Genomic DNA, 15968 nt, shown 5'->3' with positions numbered 1-15968 from the left:
TCCACGTCAGATGTCGAAGGTGGCGATCGTGATGAGCAGGATCGTCACGGCGGCGCCTACCGCGTAGTTGACCCACAAGAAGTGCCGCCAGCCGCCGTTCGCGCGTGCTGAGTCCTCGTCGCGCAGCCGTGCGTAGGGAAGCGCCAGTGCGAGGTAGGGCAGCACGAGCAGGCCGGCGAGGGCGCCCGGCCACCCGGTGGTGGCGACCAGCAGCCCGGCGGCGACCCAGGCACCCAGCGCGCAGCGGACGGTGCGGGCCGCACCGAACGCCGTAGCGATCGAGGAGATGCTGCCCGCGCGGTCGGGGACCACGTCCTGGACCGCACCGAAGGCGTGGCTCGCCATCCCCCACAGCAAGAATGCGCCGAGCACCGCGACGAGCTCGGGTGCGGGGGCGGCCTGCGCCAGCGTCAGGCCGTAGACCGCCGGGCTGACGAAGTGCACGCTCGACGTCAGGGAGTCGAGCACCGGCACCTCCTTGAACCGGAACGGCGGGGCCGAGTAGGCGACGAGTGCGAAAAGGCTGATCGCGAGCGCTGCCCACGACAGGGGTGGGCCGAGCAGGACCAGCGCGGCCACGAACGGTACGCAGGTCGCCACCGACGCGACCAGGACCGTGCGGTGCCGACGTGGTGGCAGCAGCGCGCCCTCGACGCCGCCCTTGCGGGGGTTGGCGAGGTCGGACGCGTAGTCGAACACGTCGTTGATCCCGTAGAGCGCGAGGTTGTACGGCACGAGGAAGAACAGCGTGCCGATGACCAGCGGGGCGTCGATCTCGCGCACGGTCAGGAGGTACGCCACGGCGAACGGGTAGGCGGTGTTGATCCAGCTGAGGGGGCGCGACGCGCGCACCAGGTCAGCGATCACGACGGCTCCCGAGGTAGGTCCAGAGCGCGGGCAGCAGGATGACGGCCGCCAGCGGGTAGGCGAAGTCCTCGATCGGCGCCAGGCCGAGCCGGAGCCCCGAGATGTGGGCGTCGGAGTAGGCGAACAGCCCGCTCGCGATCATGACGGTGTCGAACACCGCGGTGAGCAGCAGCAGGGCCACGGTGGCCAGCACGACGGCGCGCCAGCCGGCGGGACGTGGTCCGGTGCGGCGTGCGGCGGCTGCCCGCGCCACGACGGCGACCGCCGTGGCCGCCGTGAGGAAGCCGAGCGCCAGCAGGAGGTAGGTCATCGGAGCCCGTCCTCTCGTTCGCGAGCGCGCTCGTCCCGTCGGCGGTCGCCGCGCCGGCTCGAGCGGTGCAGGACGCGCTGGGCGCCGAGGACGAGGACCATGGTCAGCTCGCAGAGGAACAGCAGGAACACGAGCTCCTCGACGGGCAGCTCAGGGGCGAGCATGAGCCCGGTCATATAGCGCCCGGAGCCGTGGAAGAACACCCCGAGCCCGATGCCCGCCAGGTCCCAGAGCAGGAAGAACACGGCCCCCAGGGCGAGAACTGCCGCCGCCCGGGCGGGATCCTGCCAGCAGAAGAGCCGGTACCTCCGGTCCAGCAGCAGCACCCCCGCCGCAGAGACGAGCAGCACGGCGAGGTAGGCGAGGCTCATCGGGCCTCCGGGAGCGGGCCGCCACTCGTGTCGCCCCGCAGCCGCTTGACGACCAGCTCCGCGCTGATGAGGCACATCGGCAGCCCGATCCCCGGGATGGTCGTGGCGCCGGCATACAGGAGGCCGTCCACGCGCGACGACGCGTTCCGCCCTCGGAACATGGCGCTCTGCCGCAGCGTGTGGCCGGGGCCGAGCGCTCCGCCGCGCCAGGCGCCGAGGTCCCGCTCGAAGTCGGCGGGGCCGATCGTACGCCGGACCACTACTCGCTCCGCGAGGTCCGGCGTCCCCGTCCGGTCGGCGATCTGCGCGATGGCGTCGTCGACGACGCTCTCGACGCGGGCATCCCCTGCACCGTCGATGCCACCAGCGCCGATGCCGGTGTCGGCGGGCACAGGGACCAGGACGAACAGGTTCTCGTGGCCGGGCGGAGCGACGTCGTCCGTGGCGCTCGGCCGGCAGACGTAGAGCGAGGCCGGACCGGGTGCTGCCCGCCGGTCGCCGAAGATCGCATCGAACCCCTGCTGCCAGTCGCTGGCGAAGAAGAGCGAGTGGTGGGCCAGCTGCGGTAGCTCGCCGCGCACCCCCAGCAGCGCCAGCACCGCGCCGGGACCCGGGTCGCGGCGCTTCCACCAGCGGTCGCCGTGGCTGCGGTGCTCGGGTTCGATCAGGGCGTGCTCCGTGACGTGCAGGTCCGCGGTCGAGACCACGACGTCTGCCTCCAGCTGTCGCGAGTGACCGGTGAGGTCGGTCACCTCGACGCCGGTGACGGCGCCGTCTGCCACCGTGATCCGGTTCACCCGCTGTCCGGTGAGCAGCTTCGCTCCGTTGCGCTCGGCGAGGCATGCCACCGCGTCGATGACGGTGCCGAACCCGCCGCGCGGGTACAGCACGCCCTGGGTCACGTCCAGATGGCTCATGAGGTGGTACATGCTCGGCGCCGCGCTCGGTGAGGTGCCGAGGAACACCGCGGGGTAGCCGAGGATGCGGCGCACGCGGTCGTCGGTCGTGTGGCGCGCGATGAAGCGGTCCAGCGGTTCGCCGAGCAGCCGGGCCAGGCGTGGGAGGCGGCGGACGAGGTCACGGTCGAGGAAGGGCCGCAGCGACGCGAACGTCGCGTAGAGGAACCGCTCGGTGGCGATGCGGTACGTCTCCGCCGCCGAGTCCAGGTAGGCCTCCAGCCGGGACGAGGACGGCGGGTCGAGTGCCAGCAGGGCCTCGCGTGCGCCGTCGGCCGGCAGGTCGAAGGGTTCGGGGTCGCCCTCGAAGAAGACCCGGTAGGACGGGTCGAGACGGACGAGGTCCAGCTCCTCCGCCGCGCTGGTGCCCAGCAGCCGGAAGAAGTGGTCGAAGACCTCCGGCATGAGGTACCAGGAGGGCCCGGTGTCGAACTGGAAGCCGCCGTGGTGCCACTGCCCCGCCCGGCCACCGAGCTCGGACCGCGCCTCCAGCAGGGTGACCGTCGCCCCGTCCCGTGCGAGCAGGGCGGCGGTCGCCAGGCCCGAGATGCCGCCGCCGACCACGACCACACGTCGACCGCGCACCGCATCGTCCGTGCGGCCGTTCAGGTGTCCCATCGCCTGCCTTCCCGCGCCCCGGCCAGTGCTGTGGCGACTATGCGGAGCTTGACGGCGGTGGGCACGGACACGCGCCGGCCGCGCAGCCGGGCGGTGGGCGTGTTCCGGAGCCTCTCGTTGAGCTCGGCGAACAGTCCGGCGGCCAGTGCGGTGGCCCGGCGTGGGCCCGGTGGGAGCAGGGGGATGACGGCGCGCGCCGCTGCCAGGTCGGCGTCGATCTCCTTGACGATCACTGCCTTGTGCTCGTCGTCGAACCCGTCCGGGGTCATACCGGGGAAGTAGGACCGGCCCAGGCGGACCTCGTCGTCACCGAGGTCGCGCAGGAAGTTGATCTTCTGGAACGCGGCGCCCAGCCGGCGGGCGCCCTCCTCGAGCCGTTCACGTACCGCGGGGGAGACCGGGTGCTCGTGCAGGAACGCCCGCAGGCACATCAGGCCCACTACCTCGGCGGAGCCGTGCACATAGGTGCGGTACTCGTCGTCGGTGAGCGAGACGACCGGGTCGAGGTCGCGGCGCATGGAGGCGAAGAAGGGACGCACTAGCGCCTCGCCGATGCCGACGGTGCTGGCCGTGGCGGCGAAGGCATGCACGACGACGTTCGCGCTGAACCCGCTGCGCAGGGTCGCGAGCGTCTCTTCCTCCAGGGCGTCGAGGGTGCTGCGACACTCGGCCGGTGCGAGCCCCGCCTCGTGCGCGGGGCCGTCGACGACCTCGTCGGCGACGCGCACCAGCGCGTAGACGTCCTCGATCATCGCTCGCATCATGGGTGGCAGCAGGCGGGTGGCCAGGCTGAACGAGCTGGAGTAGGCGCCGAGGACGCGGGCCGCAGCCACGTGAGCGGTCTCGGAGTACAGCGCGAGCGAGGATGACGGGTTCACAGCTCGTTCTCCACGGTTCCGGTCCCCTCGGGTCGATTTTTGCTAGCCGGGCTATATTTAAGCACAGGAAGCATTGGCCGCAAGGTTAGGATCTGGCCGTGGTCCATGAACAGGGGTCGGGCGGGTCTGTCGAACCGTCGATGCTGGACCCGCGCGTGCTGGATCCCGGCCAGGAGATGGTGAGCCGGGCTGGTCTCGCGGAACACGATGTCGACCAGGTGGTGCGCCTGTTGGAAGGGCTGCGGCGCTGGCGCGAGACCGAGCGTCGTGCGAGCGAGGCCTCGCGGCGCTGTATGAAGCTGGGCGAGACCGATATGCGTGCTCTGCGTTTCATCATCGCACTGCGCAACCAGGGTCGCCTGGCGACGCCGGGTGCCATCGCCGCCCACCTCGGTATCTCGTCCGCCTCGACCACCAAGCTGCTGGACCGGCTGGCCGAGAGCGACCACGTCCGCAGGCTCCCGCACCCGTCGGACCGACGCAGCGTCGCCGTCGAGGTGACCGAGGAGACCGCGCGCGTCACCTATGAGACCGTCGGCCGTAGGCACGCTCACCGGTTCGACGCCGCCGCGCGGCTGACCTCGCAGGAGAGAGAGATCGTCACCCGGTTCCTCGATGACCTGGCCGCCCCGGGTGAGGACACCGGCGACGGGTCCTAGCGGCGCCCGCGAGCGAGCTTGGACGGCCACCAGATCGCCCGGCCGACGTCGTAGGAGAGTGCCGGAACGAGCAGCGACCGGACGACGAAGGTGTCGAGCAGCACGCCGAACGCGACGATGAAGGCGAGCTGCACGAGGAACAGTACCGGGATGACCGCCAGTGCGGTGAAGGTGGCGGCGAGCACCAGGCCCGCCGACGTGATGATGCCGCCGGTCAGTCTCAGCCCGCGCAGCACGCCCTCCCGGGTGCCGTGCGCTGCCGACTCCTCCCGTACCCGCGTCATGAGGAAGATGTTGTAGTCGATGCCGAGCGCGACGAGGAACACGAACCCGAACAGCGGCACGGCAGGATCGGCGCCAGGGAAGCCGAGCACGTCGTTGAACACCAGCGCGGCCACTCCCATCGCCGTGCCGAACGACAGCACGGTGGTGAGGATCAGGAGCACGGGCGCGAGGACAGCGCGCAGCAGGAGCATGAGGATCAGCAGGATGACGACCAGGACGACCGGCACGATGACGGTGCGGTCGCGGATCGATGCGTCGTTCGTGTCGAGATCCGTTGCGGACACACCCCCGACGATGGCCTCGGGAACGGCGTCGGCGTAGCCGGCGCGCAGATCGCGGATGGTCTCTTCCGCGGCAGCGGAGTCGGCGGCGTCGGACAGGGTGGCCTGGAGCAGTACCTCCCCCTCGGACACGACGGGCTCGGGTGCCGGGGTACCGGGCGGGCCGAAGGCCTCTATGCCGTCCCCGGTGACCGGGGCCGTGCCGGCCGGGGTGTCCGCGGTGACCGCGACCGACGCGATCCCGTCCTCGTCCAGCAGGACGTCGGCGGCGTCCTGCAGGTTCTCCTGGGGTGCCATGACATAGGCGGGGCTCCCGGAGCCTGCTGGGAAGTGGTCGGCCAGCCGTTCCTGTCCGGTGCGTGCCTCGGAGGCTCCGAGCACGAGCTCCGACTGCGGTACGCCGGAGGCCTGGAGCTGGGTCACGCCCACGCAGCCGACGGCGAGCACGAGCGCCGTGGTGATCCAGGTGACGCGCGGCCTGGCGCGCACCAGACGTGCGACCCGGCCCCACAGGCCACCAGCTTCGCCACCGGCCCGGGCGGCGGCGGGGTCGTACAGCGGGCGCCGCGGCCAGAACGCGGCGCGGCCCATGGCCAGCAGCAGCGCCGGGAGCAGGGTGAGCGCCGCGAGCATCGCGAACGCGATACCGATCGCCGCGACCGGTCCGAGGGTGCTGTTGGAGCGCAGCTCGCTGAGCAGCAGACAGAGCAGCCCGACGATGACCGTTCCACCCGAGGCCAGGATCGGCTCGAACGAGCCCCGCAGCGCGCGCCGGGTGGCGGTCCACCGGGCGGGCGTGTGCACCAGCTCCTCGCGGTAGCGGGCCACATACAGCAGGGCGTAGTCGGTCGCCGCTCCGATGACGAGGATGAACAAGATGCCCTGAGTCTGTCCGCTGAGCAGCAGCACCCCCTGGTTCGCCAGGTTCCAGACGACCAGCAGGGCCGCGCACAGGGCGAACATGCTGGTCGCGAGCACGGCGAGCGGGAGAAGCAACGAACGGTAGACGATGACGAGAATGACCAGCACCGCGGCGAGAGCTACTCCCAGCAGGAGGCCGTCGATCCCCGCGAAGGCGGTCCCGAGGTCGCTGGACAGTCCTGCGGGACCCGTGATGTACACGTCGATACCGTCGGGAAGGTCGACCGTCAGGGCGTCACGCAGTGCTGTGGTCGCCTCGCCGAGGTCGGCCGAGCCGGACAGCGGGACGAAGGCCTGCGCTGCGACGCCGTCGTCGGACGGGATCACGGGGGAGACGTCGCCGTCCACCGTGTCGAGCTCGCCGGCCTCTGCCAGCCGGTCGCCGATGGCGCTCAGGTCGTCAGCGGTCAGGTCGTCCTGCGAGACGAAGACCACGACCGCGGGAACCGCATCGCCCTCGGTGAAGCCGTCGAGCCGTTCCTGCACCTCGGTGGCCTCGGCCGTGGTGGGCAGGTATGCCGTGCGGTCGTTGGACGAGACCTCGTCGATCCGCCCGAACAGCGGCCCGCCGAGCCCGGCCGCCGCGACCCAGACCAGGATCAGGGCGGCAGGCAGCAGGACACGCAGCCAGCGTGGCACGCGCGAGCTCATGTGCGAGGTCCTCCAGGTGTTGTCGTTCGAAAGGTCTTGTCGTTCGAAGCTCCGCTTCCGGGTCGCTTCGCCGCTCGGCACGTTCCTGATTTCGTTAGCCTGGCTATATTCAAGCATAGGACGGGATTTGCCGAGCGGTAAAATCTGGGTGTGGATCCCGAACCTGCAGCGCGCGACGATGCCGAGCCGTCGATGATGGACCCTCGGGTGATGGACCCCGACCAGGAGATCGTGCACCGCTCGGGCATGGATGACCGGGACGTCGATGAGGTGGTGCGCGTCCTGGAGGCGTTGCGTGCCTGGCGTGAGACCGAACGCCGGATGAGCGTGGTCTCCCGGCGCTACATGAAGCTCGGTGAGACCGACATGCGGGCGCTGCGCTACATCATCGCGATGCAGAGCCACGGGCGCGTCGTGACACCGGGCGCGATCGCCGAGCACCTGGGCATCACGACGGCGTCGACCACGAAGCTGATCGACCGGCTGGCGGCGGGCGGCCACGTGCTGCGGTCTCCACATCCCTCCGACCGGCGCAGCCTCGCGATCGAGGTCACCGAGGACACACGGCGTGCGGCGCGCGAGACGGTCGGCCGCAGCCACGCCCGCCGGTTCACCGCGGCCGCCCGCCTGACCGCGCAGGAGCGGGAGGTCGTCACCCGCTTTCTCCATGACCTCGCAGGTCCAGGCACGGACGAGGAGCAGACGTGAGCCTCGTGCCTGGCGACGTGGTGCGTGCCGCTGCGGTGGGCAGTCTCGCCGTCGGCATCGTGGCTCTCGGAGGCGTCGCGGGCGCGTTGTTCTTGCTCGTGCTTGGCGGGGTCCTCGTCCCGCGGTTCCTTGGCCTGCCGACAGCCCTCGACCTCTGCTTCGGTTCGAGCCTCTTGCTGGCGGCGTGGGCTTCTCAGCTCGGGTGGTACGAGGCCGTGCCATGGCTCGATCTCCTCGTGCACGCGGTGTGCACGGGCCTCGTCGCAGCCGTCGGTGTCATCATCATGGTCCGCGGGCAGGCGCTGGAGGCCGGTGCGCTTCCCGGGCGAGCGAGGGTCGGCCTGGCAGCGACGACCATGGGAGTCGGCGCACTGAGCGCGATCGTGTGGGAGCTGGGGGAGTGGGTCGGGCACACCTATCTCGACGAAGGTATCGACGTCGGATACACGGACACCATCGCCGACCTGGCGTTCGGCCTGTTCGGTGCGATGCTCACCGGAGTCGTCCTCGCGGTCCGGGACCCGGCGTGGAGGCTCGGTCGTGACGCCTGACCTCGCGCCGACGGTGTCCGTGGTCGTCCCGGTCCGCGACGACGCGCAGGCGTTGGACGTGTGCCTGTCCCTGCTTGCCCGCCAGACCGTGGCCCCGCTGGAGATCGTCGTGGTCGACAACGCCTCGACCGACGCATCCGCGGCGGTGGCGCACCGCTGGGGCGCGGTGGTCGTCGACGAACCCAGCGTCGGGATCCCCGCGGCCGCGGCGACCGGGTACGACGCCGCGAAGGGTGCTGTCATCGCGCGGCTCGATGCCGACTCCCGGCCCGGCCCGCGGTGGGTGCAGACGGTCGTGGAGCGGATGTCCGCCGACCCGGGGCTCGACGCGCTCACGGGGACCGGCAGCTTCTATGACGCGCCGCGGGGCCTGCGGACCGCTGTGGCCGTGGTCTACCTGGGGGCGTACTACGTGCTCGGACACCTCGCGCTGGGGCACACCGCCCTGTGGGGCTCGTGCATGGCGCTGCGCTCCAGCGCCTGGCGGGCCGTGCGTCGCGACGTCGCGCGCGAGGACGCCGAGGTGCACGACGACCTCGACCTGGCGTTCCGGCTCGGCGCTCGCCGGCGCATCCGGCTCGACCGCTCGTGGCGGGTGGGCGTGTCCGCGCGCAGCCTGCGCGGGCGGCACCAACGACGTCGGCGGCTCGACCGCGCGTGGCACACCCTGCGGGTCAACTGGCAGGTCTCGCCTCCGTGGGAGCGTTGGCTGCAGCACCGATAGCCTTGAGCGAGCCCTTCGGCGGGTCGTCCGGCGGTAGACTCCGAGTTCTGGGGCGATCAACCAGGCCACGACCATGCCCCACGGTGATTCACCAAGACACCCGGTGGCGTGTCACCATCGGCGTGAGCGAGGGCCCGCGGCCGGCGCAGGCGAGACGCTGCGTGGTGACCTGGCGGCCGATCGGAGCATCCTGGCCCGGGCTACCTGCCTCCTCGTGGGCCGGTTGTCCGACGTCCGACCAAGTCCTGTCCGCGCGGGCGTGGCACGGCGAGCAGCGCCGCATCGCGGTACGTATGTAGTGAAGGAGCAGATGTGGCACCACCAGGCCAACGCCGGTCCGGTCGCACGCGAACCGGATCCGGCGGCCAGCGCCGCCGCCCTCAGCGGCCCGCCGAGCAAGGGATGATCCCGGTGCTCGCGGAGGTCGCCCGTGAGGTCGACGGCGCAGTGCGGAGACCGCCGACGCGTCCGGCGGTCCGCACGAAGTTCCAGGTCGTCGCGCTGCTCATGCGGGAGGAACGGGCCCGGGCCAAGGCCGACGGCGCCCTGACCGACTCCAAGCGAAACCAGCAGCTCAAGCGGCTCGACGAGGTTGCGACGCTGCTGGCGAGGATCGCTGCCCGGGACACCTCGCTCCTCGAGCTGCTCGCAGAGGACGCCAAGGTCTCCGACGCGGCACGCGCCTTCAAGGCGACCATGATGCGCGCAGGCGGGCTGGAGCCGCCCGAGGAGCCCCCGCCTGCCCCGCCGGCCGCGCCGGCGCCCGGGGCCGAGAAGCGGGTGGTGCCCCGCTCGGTGATCTCCCGCCAGCTGGCGAACCCGTTCCTCGCCCCGGACTTCGAGGCCGCGGCCGAGCGGGTGGCCCCGCGGGTCCGCCGGCTGGCCGGCTGGGAGCTGCTCGAGCCGCTCTTCCGTTCCTTCGAGTACGCCGGCGCCGGCGTACCCGCCTGCATGCCGCTGCCCGAGGCTCGCTCGCTGTCCGCCCGACACGGCCGGGAGCTGATGCCGCACCAGGCCCAGGTCGTCGAGGCCACGGCGCGCGGGCACCGCACCTTCCTGCTCGCGGACGAGCCCGGGCTCGGCAAGACCGCCCAGGCCCTGCTCGCCGCCCAGGCGGCAGACGCCTTCCCGCTGCTGGTCGTGGCGCCCAACGTGGTGAAGACGAACTGGGCGCACGAGGTCGGGATGTGGACGCCGCAGCGCCGGGCGACGGTGGTCCATGGCGACGGCGAGCGGATCGACGGGTTCGCGGACGTCGTGATCGTGAACTACGAGCTCCTGGACCGGCACGTCGGCTGGCTGGGCGACCTGGGTTTCCGCGGCATGGTCGTCGACGAGGCGCACTTCATCAAGAACAAGGGCTCCCAGCGCTCCCAGCACGTGCTTGCCGTCTCCGAGCGGATCCGCGCCCGGACCGCCCGGCCGCTCCTGATGGCGCTCACCGGCACCCCGCTGATCAACGACATCGAGGACTTCCGGGCGATCTGGCAGTTCCTCGGCTGGATCGACGACACGAAGCCGCTCGCCGCGCTGCTGACCGCCCTCGAGAGCACCGAGCTCACTCCTGCCGACCCCGGGTTCTACGCCGCGGCCAGGACCAGCGTCATCGACATGGGCATCGTGCGCCGCCGCAAGGCCGACGTCGTCGCCGACATCCCCGCCCGCCGGGTGGCGGACCTGCCGGTCGAGCTCGACGGCGCGGCGGGCCGTTCGATCCGTGCCGCTGAGACCGCGCTCGCCGAGCGCCTGGTGAGCCGCTACCGGTCCGCCGTGCAGGCGCGCGCCGAGAGCTCCGTCGCGAGCGACGGCGTCGAGGGCGAGATCGACCTGGAGCTCGCGCGCCGCGTCGCGGCGGCAGAGCTCAAGGACTCGAGCTCGCGGGCCGACGGCGAGAACGTGTTCAGCATGGTCCGCCGCATCGGCCAGGCCAAGGCCGGGCTGGCCGCCGACTACGCCGCGCAGCTCGCCCGCAACGTCGGCAAGGTGGTGTTCTTCGCCAAGCACGTCGACGTGATGGATCAGGCCGAGAAGACCTTCGCCGACCGCGGCATCGGCTACGCCTCGATCCGCGGCGACCAGACGCCGAAGACGCGCGAGAAGAACATCGCCGCGTTCACGGGCGACCCCGACGTGTCGATAGCTGTCTGCTCCCTGACGGCCGCCGGAGTGGGGCTGAACCTCCAGGTCGCCTCCAACCTGGTGCTGGCCGAGCTGTCCTGGACCCACGCCGAGCAGACCCAGGCGATCGACCGGATCCACCGGATCGGCCAGGCAGAACCCGTCACCGCGTGGCGGATCATCGCCGCCCAGACCATCGACTCCACCATCGCGGAGCTGATCGACAGCAAGGCCGGGCTGGCCGCCAGGGCACTGGACGGGGCGGGTGACGAGGACGTCGCGTCATCCACCGACGTCCAGCTCGAAGCTCTCGTCACGCTCCTCACCGACGCGCTCGCCGCCGAAGGCATCGCCTGAGTCACCGGACTGCCACCGCGCGATGACGGCCTGCTGAGCAGGGGCGCGAACTCGGCCTGGGAGCTCCGTACCCGCGACAAAACGTGATACGCCGCCGGAGAACCGGCGTATCACACCATTTCTCCGGTGTGCTTTTTCTAATGTCGCCGGTGTGACCACTTTGGCTCTAAGAATGGCTCTAACGCTGGCATAAGGGCGGTTGGCCGATGAGGTGAGCATGCTTTGCAGGGTCTGATATCTCACGACACCTGTTATCTGATCGAGACAAAGTCCTTACTCGTATGTAGCGTCGGATTAGTTGTGCCACGGGAGGCATAACCGCGGGCCCTATTCCTGGTTCGGTATGGGCTCGTGCAGCCGACGACTTGGAGAAAATCGGTGAGTACCAACGCCCGACGCGGTCGATACCGCGCCGATCATCCTCCTAGCACTCCCTTGACGACCTTGACCCGTACCGTGGCCCGCTCGGGCGCAGTCATCGCGGCATCGTCCGGACTTCTCGTGACGGCATTCGTGCCCAGCGCACACGCCGTCACGGAAGACGGTTCGAACCGCTTGGCAATCGTCGACATGACGGCACTGACGCAAAATTCCCGCAAGGAGATCGTGGCGGCCCCGGCAGTACAGGTCGCAACGGACGCGAAGCTCAGCATCGAGAGCAAGGCCGTCACGGTCACCCCTGCTCCAGAGCCAGAGCCAGAGCCAGAGCCAGAACCAAAAGAAGAGCCCGTCGTGGAGGCCGCCTCTCCCGAGGTGGAGGCCGAGCCGGAGGTGGAGGCCCAGGCCGCGGTCGAAGAACCCGAGCCGGCCGCCCCGGACTACGCGTCCGACGGTTCCATCGGCGCTCAGGCCGTGGCGATCGCCATGCAGTACCTCGGTATCGCCTACACGTACGGTGGCGAGTCCCCGGGCACGGGCTTCGACTGCTCGGGCCTGATCAAGTACGTGTACGCCCAGCTCGGTGTCGAGCTGCCGCACTCGTCGTCATCCATGGTGGCCTCCGGCTACCAGGTCACGACGCCGATCCCCGGCGACATCGTGTGGACCCAGGGCCACGTCTCCCTCTACGCGGGCGACGGCATGGTGGTCGAGGCGGCCAACTACGGTACGCCGGTCCGCCACACCACCCAGTGGCAGGACTACGCGGTCTACATCCGCCCGTACTGACAGCCCGTACTGACAGGCACACCCGCGGGACGAGGGCGTGATCGTCACGCCCAAGGCGAACACTCGGGTCGATCCCGATGTCAGTTGCCGCGCGCCTGAGGTCAAAACCTTGGAGGTGAACGCCGCCGGACCGACGCATTCGTCTCGTATGTCGCCGCGTCGGCAGGATCGTGATCTCGGTGAGGTTCACGTGCTTCGGCAGGCCCGCGAGGAACGCGACGGTCTCGGCGACGTCCCCGGACGGCAGCACGTCGATCTGCTTGAATCAGGTCGGCCATCAGGGCGCTCGCGTCGGGGTCGGTCACGTGGTCGGGCAGATCGGTGTCGACCACTCATCTGTCCGACGTCGCTGAGGTCGGCGAAGGACAGATGAGGGTGCGCCAGCGCCGGTTGGCGTCGATGACGAGCAGGCCGCCGTTCAGGACGACCGCTGGCTCGTGCTCCGGGAGCAGTGGAGCCGGCTGGGCGGTCGGGGCAGGCACGTTCGCACGCTAGTCGCTGCGCGCCCGACGAACCTGGCCCTGTTCCTCCTATGTGCCGCGGTGCGAGGCTCCGCCGGCGACCCGGCCGTCCTGGGCCGAGGACGTGGAGGCCTCGGACAGTGTGCGAAGCGCCCGTTCGCCGGCGCTCGCCGGCTCGGCACGGTACACGACGAGCTGGTGCCCGGGCAGGGCGGAGACCTCGAGGGCGTCGAACGCGATCGTGAACTCGCCGACGTCCGGATGCCGTAGCGCCTTCTGGTCATGGGTCTTCGGCTCCACGTCGTGTGCCGCCCAGAGCTCGGCGAAGGCCGTGCTGCCGGTGCTGAGCTGGTCCACGAGCTCGTGGCGCCGGGCCGTGTCGGCGTAGAGCCCGGAGGAGGCGCGCAGGTTGGCCACGCATCCCGTGGCAGCGCGCCCCCAGTCGGCGTAGAAGGTGCGGCCCTCGGGGTCGAGGAACACCATCTCGACGAGGTTCCTCGTCGCGGTGAACGGCCGGAACAGGGTGGTCGCGAGCTGGTTCATCGCGACGATGTCCAGCAGTGGGTCCAGGACGAAGCAGGCGGCCCCTGGCCAGCTGTCCATGAGGCGGGTCAGGGCCGTGTCGACCGGCTGCTCCGTCTCGGCGAGCTCGGGTACCCACACGATCTGTGCGAGCCCGTAGGCGTAGCGCCGCTCGTGGACGTCGAGGTCCAGGGCGTGGGCAAGGGCATCCGTCACCTGCGCCGACGGATTCGTCTCCCGGCCCTGCTCGAGCCGCGTGTAGTAGTCCACGCTGACGCCGGCGAGCACAGCGACCTCGTCCCTGCGGAGCCCCGGGACACGCCGTCGTCCCGACGAGACGAAGGGAAGTGACGCGACCGAGGCCGCAGCCCGCCTGGCCCGGAGGAAGTCGCCCAGCTCGCTCACGGTCGCTCCCGTCGGCAGGGTGGTGGGTGGCTGCGCGCACCACCTTAACCGGACCTTCGTGATCAGGTCCGATGCACTACCGGCACCTCGTCGGACCGGCTCGGCCGCCGCGGTGCACCGCACCAGCCGGCCGACGCCAGGCCCGAGTACGGTGCTTTGCCGTCAGAGGCCGATCTCGGCCAGCCATCGGCCGATCGGTCGCGGGGTCAGGCCAAGAAGATTCTGAGCGCTGTCGCCGTGGCTGATGGTGTTGGCGGCCTGAGCGTTGAGCGCCTGGTAGAGGCCGACGACGGGTGCGCTGGCCTCAGCGCCGAACAGCGGCGTGATCAGTGCTCCGAACGCGTCGGGGGTGATGGCCTCGTACACGACGTCGCGCCCGAGCCGCCCTGAGAACCCGGCGGCGAGGTCGGGTCCGGTCAGGCCGGGCAGGTGCCCGATGCCCACCGTCCCCGTCACCGAGGGGTCCCCGAGGAGGCGGACGGCGACGTCGGCGACGTCCAGGTGCGAGCTCCACGAGACAGGGACTGTCTCGGGGAGCGGGTAGCGCAGCACGCCGTCCTGCCGGGCCGGGCCGTCGACGACGGGCAGCAGCAGGTTCTCCAGGTACAGCCGCGGAGCCACGACGGCGGTCGAGACTCCGGTGTCCGTGATCCTCCGGATCAGGTCCGTGATGGGGCTGCCCTCCGGCGCCTGCAACGGTGAGTCCGGCTGATCGACGACCTGCCCGCTGGTGGAGATCACTACACGGCCCGGGCGGGCGGCCGCGATGGCGGTGGCGATGGCGTCGACGTAGGCGGCCGTCCGGTCGGGGCCGCTCATGGGGAGGTGGACGAACACGCCGTCCGCGCCGGTGTAGGCGGCGATCAGCGAGTCGGCGTCCGCCAGGTCGACGGTGACGGGCTCGACGCCGTCCGGGACGTTCGCCGTCGAGCGGACGGCCGCGACGGGACGCATGCCGGCGGCCAGGAGCGCGGAGACGACGGGGGCACCTTGGGCGCCGGTGGCGCCATGCACGATGTAGGTCATGGAGCCATTAGTGCATGGCCTGCACCAGTTACGTCAACTGCACTAATGGCGGTAGGGTGGCGTTCATGAACGAGGTCGAGCTGCCGGAGTGCGGAGTGGCGCGCTTCTTGCTGCTGTTCGAGGGCCCATGGGCGACGCTGATCGTGCGCGAGCTGATGCACGGTCCGCAGCGGTTCGGCGAGCTGCGTGACGCGCTCGGGCGCATCAGCGCGCACACGTTGACCAGTCGCCTCCGGCTGTTCGAGGCGCGTGGCATCGTGACCCGCACCGCGTACGCGGAGATTCCCCCGCGTGTGGTGTACGAGCTGACGCCGCTGGGGTGGCAGCTGCGGCCGGTGCTGGACGCGATGTACGAGTGGGGGATGGCGGCGCCCGTGTCGGCGTTCGTGCCGGAGGGTCGGTAGTTCGCGCCCACCTCACCAGCGGGGCGCGCGGGCGGGACGATGCCTGGCGTCCAGGCTCACCGCCCGCGCCAACCTGGCACCACGCAACCTGCGCCCCGGGCTGGCGTACTCGCCGAGCAAGAACTTCGTCATGTGGTACGGGTCACGGCCAATCCATTTCTGTCCCGGCTCCGAACGACCTGCACGAGCGATGCCGTGACGCCCTGTGCGGCCGGCTATCGCATGCTGTCACCACGCAGAATGGAAGATGCCATGACACAGTCCACGTCGTCGACACGAACCCGGGCACCGCACCAGTGGCTCGCCCTCACGATCGGTGCGGTCTACCTCGTGGTGGGCGCTGCCGGGTTCCTGGTGACCGGGTTCGACGGTTTCGCCGAGCACGACCACGACCAGACGCTCCTCGGGTTCGCCATCAACCCCCTGCACAACATCGTGCACCTCCTGATCGGGCTCCTCGGGCTCACCATGTGGTCCGTCCCGGGCCGAGCACGGGTGTTCGGCTGGCTGCTCGTCGCCGGGTACGGAGCGACCTTCGTCTTCGGCCTGATCGCCGTGAACAACCCCGACATCAACATCCTCAACATCAATGCGGCTGACAACGTGCTGCACATCCTGAGCGTCCTGGTCGGCCTGGCCATCGCGCTGTGGCCGCACCGGAATGCCGACACCACCTCACCCGGGTCGCACCGGTCCTGATCGGATACCTCACGACGAGTTTGTGACGT

Annotated in this window: 17 protein-coding genes; 8 read left to right on the top strand and 9 right to left on the bottom strand. The window is 70.6% G+C overall.

Translation table 11 applies throughout. The features are described 5' to 3' along the window. Positions 1-6 precede the first annotated feature (6 nt). Genes APR04_RS22935 through APR04_RS22915 form a run of 5 tightly spaced genes read right to left on the bottom strand, consistent with a single transcriptional unit; the run spans position 7 to position 4000 of the window. Complete coding sequence (locus tag APR04_RS22935) at positions 7-867, bottom strand: prenyltransferase (protein ID WP_253874764.1); 861 nt, start codon at positions 865-867, stop codon at positions 7-9. Further along, positions 857-1177: a lycopene cyclase domain-containing protein gene (locus APR04_RS22930; protein WP_253874762.1), complete on the bottom strand. Its 321-nt coding sequence runs from the start codon at positions 1175-1177 to the stop codon at positions 857-859. The genes APR04_RS22935 and APR04_RS22930 overlap by 11 nt, the downstream gene beginning before the upstream one ends. Then, positions 1174-1548: a lycopene cyclase domain-containing protein gene (locus APR04_RS22925; protein ID WP_253874760.1), complete on the bottom strand. Its 375-nt coding sequence runs from the start codon at positions 1546-1548 to the stop codon at positions 1174-1176. The genes APR04_RS22930 and APR04_RS22925 overlap by 4 nt, the downstream gene beginning before the upstream one ends. Continuing rightward, on the bottom strand, positions 1545-3122 hold the full coding sequence (gene crtI, locus APR04_RS22920; RefSeq protein ID WP_253874758.1) for a phytoene desaturase family protein: 1578 nt from the start codon (positions 3120-3122) through the stop codon (positions 1545-1547). The genes APR04_RS22925 and crtI overlap by 4 nt, the downstream gene beginning before the upstream one ends. Further along, the gene (locus tag APR04_RS22915; protein WP_253874756.1) at positions 3110-4000 is read right to left on the bottom strand and encodes a phytoene/squalene synthase family protein; all 891 of its coding nucleotides are present in this window, start codon (positions 3998-4000) and stop codon (positions 3110-3112) included. Before APR04_RS22915 ends, crtI begins: the two co-directional genes overlap by 13 nt. A 98-nt stretch (positions 4001-4098) precedes the next feature. Between APR04_RS22915 and APR04_RS22910 the strand changes: the two genes are divergently transcribed. After that, on the top strand, positions 4099-4659 hold the full coding sequence (locus tag APR04_RS22910) for a MarR family winged helix-turn-helix transcriptional regulator (protein WP_253874754.1): 561 nt from the start codon (positions 4099-4101) through the stop codon (positions 4657-4659). Here APR04_RS22910 and APR04_RS22905 read toward each other — a convergent pair. Beyond that, entirely contained in the window at positions 4656-6797 is a 2142-nt protein-coding gene (locus APR04_RS22905) for an MMPL family transporter (protein ID WP_253874752.1), read from the bottom strand. The genes APR04_RS22910 and APR04_RS22905 overlap by 4 nt on opposite strands. A 150-nt stretch (positions 6798-6947) precedes the next feature. On the opposite strand from APR04_RS22905, the gene APR04_RS22900 reads away from it, so the two are divergent. The 5 genes from APR04_RS22900 to APR04_RS22880 all read left to right on the top strand — a co-directional run bounded on the left by APR04_RS22900 (position 6948) and on the right by APR04_RS22880 (position 12422). Continuing rightward, a complete protein-coding gene (locus APR04_RS22900; protein ID WP_253874750.1) occupies positions 6948-7505 on the top strand; it encodes a MarR family winged helix-turn-helix transcriptional regulator in 558 nt (185 codons plus the stop codon). Then, the gene (locus APR04_RS22895; RefSeq protein WP_253874748.1) at positions 7502-8056 is read left to right on the top strand and encodes a DUF2238 domain-containing protein; all 555 of its coding nucleotides are present in this window, start codon (positions 7502-7504) and stop codon (positions 8054-8056) included. Before APR04_RS22900 ends, APR04_RS22895 begins: the two co-directional genes overlap by 4 nt. Then, a complete protein-coding gene (locus APR04_RS22890) occupies positions 8046-8780 on the top strand; it encodes a glycosyltransferase family 2 protein (protein ID WP_253874746.1) in 735 nt (244 codons plus the stop codon). Before APR04_RS22895 ends, APR04_RS22890 begins: the two co-directional genes overlap by 11 nt. A gap of 402 nt (positions 8781-9182) precedes the next feature. Beyond that, the gene (locus tag APR04_RS22885; protein WP_301312872.1) at positions 9183-11255 is read left to right on the top strand and encodes a DEAD/DEAH box helicase; all 2073 of its coding nucleotides are present in this window, start codon (positions 9183-9185) and stop codon (positions 11253-11255) included. Positions 11256-11825: 570 nt separating this feature from the next. After that, on the top strand, positions 11826-12422 hold the full coding sequence (locus APR04_RS22880; RefSeq protein WP_253874742.1) for a C40 family peptidase: 597 nt from the start codon (positions 11826-11828) through the stop codon (positions 12420-12422). A 332-nt stretch (positions 12423-12754) separates the two neighbouring features. Here APR04_RS22880 and APR04_RS22875 read toward each other — a convergent pair whose 3' ends face one another. The 3 genes from APR04_RS22875 to APR04_RS22865 all read right to left on the bottom strand — a co-directional run bounded on the left by APR04_RS22875 (position 12755) and on the right by APR04_RS22865 (position 14836). Next, positions 12755-12904 carry a hypothetical protein gene (locus APR04_RS22875; RefSeq protein ID WP_253874733.1) on the bottom strand — a complete coding sequence of 50 codons (150 nt, stop codon included), beginning with the start codon at positions 12902-12904 and terminating at the stop codon, positions 12755-12757. 48 nt (positions 12905-12952) lie between these two features. Further along, on the bottom strand, positions 12953-13810 hold the full coding sequence (locus tag APR04_RS22870) for a helix-turn-helix transcriptional regulator (RefSeq protein WP_253874731.1): 858 nt from the start codon (positions 13808-13810) through the stop codon (positions 12953-12955). Positions 13811-13972: 162 nt separating this feature from the next. Further along, positions 13973-14836 carry an NmrA family NAD(P)-binding protein gene (locus tag APR04_RS22865; protein WP_253874729.1) on the bottom strand — a complete coding sequence of 288 codons (864 nt, stop codon included), beginning with the start codon at positions 14834-14836 and terminating at the stop codon, positions 13973-13975. 65 nt (positions 14837-14901) lie between these two features. On the opposite strand from APR04_RS22865, the gene APR04_RS22860 reads away from it, so the two are divergent. Together APR04_RS22860 and APR04_RS22855 are read left to right on the top strand one after the other, a co-directional pair. After that, positions 14902-15240, top strand: a complete 339-nt coding sequence (locus APR04_RS22860; RefSeq protein WP_253874721.1) for a winged helix-turn-helix transcriptional regulator — start codon at positions 14902-14904, stop codon at positions 15238-15240. 252 nt (positions 15241-15492) lie between these two features. Next, entirely contained in the window at positions 15493-15939 is a 447-nt protein-coding gene (locus APR04_RS22855; RefSeq protein ID WP_253874719.1) for a DUF4383 domain-containing protein, read from the top strand. Positions 15940-15968: the final 29 nt, after the last annotated feature.

This window comes from Promicromonospora umidemergens (genome assembly GCF_024171995.1).
In the GTDB taxonomy this organism is placed as follows: Bacteria; Actinomycetota; Actinomycetes; order Actinomycetales; family Cellulomonadaceae; genus Promicromonospora; species Promicromonospora umidemergens.
The sequence above is the reverse complement of the archived record's forward strand: the minus strand, read 5'-3'. Positions and strand labels throughout refer to the sequence as shown.

Coding starts and splice junctions, on each gene's coding strand:
- APR04_RS22885 (WP_301312872.1), top strand. CDS start 9,183: ATGATCCCGGTGCTCGCGGAGGTCGCCCGTGAGGTCGACGGCGCAGTG.
- APR04_RS22925 (WP_253874760.1), bottom strand. CDS start 1,548: ATGAGCCTCGCCTACCTCGCCGTGCTGCTCGTCTCTGCGGCGGGGGTG.
- APR04_RS22865 (WP_253874729.1), bottom strand. CDS start 14,836: ATGACCTACATCGTGCATGGCGCCACCGGCGCCCAAGGTGCCCCCGTC.
- crtI (WP_253874758.1), bottom strand. CDS start 3,122: ATGGGACACCTGAACGGCCGCACGGACGATGCGGTGCGCGGTCGACGT.
- APR04_RS22930 (WP_253874762.1), bottom strand. CDS start 1,177: ATGACCTACCTCCTGCTGGCGCTCGGCTTCCTCACGGCGGCCACGGCG.
- APR04_RS22880 (WP_253874742.1), top strand. CDS start 11,826: ATGACGGCACTGACGCAAAATTCCCGCAAGGAGATCGTGGCGGCCCCG.
- APR04_RS22860 (WP_253874721.1), top strand. CDS start 14,902: ATGAACGAGGTCGAGCTGCCGGAGTGCGGAGTGGCGCGCTTCTTGCTG.
- APR04_RS22905 (WP_253874752.1), bottom strand. CDS start 6,797: ATGAGCTCGCGCGTGCCACGCTGGCTGCGTGTCCTGCTGCCTGCCGCC.
- APR04_RS22855 (WP_253874719.1), top strand. CDS start 15,493: ATGACACAGTCCACGTCGTCGACACGAACCCGGGCACCGCACCAGTGG.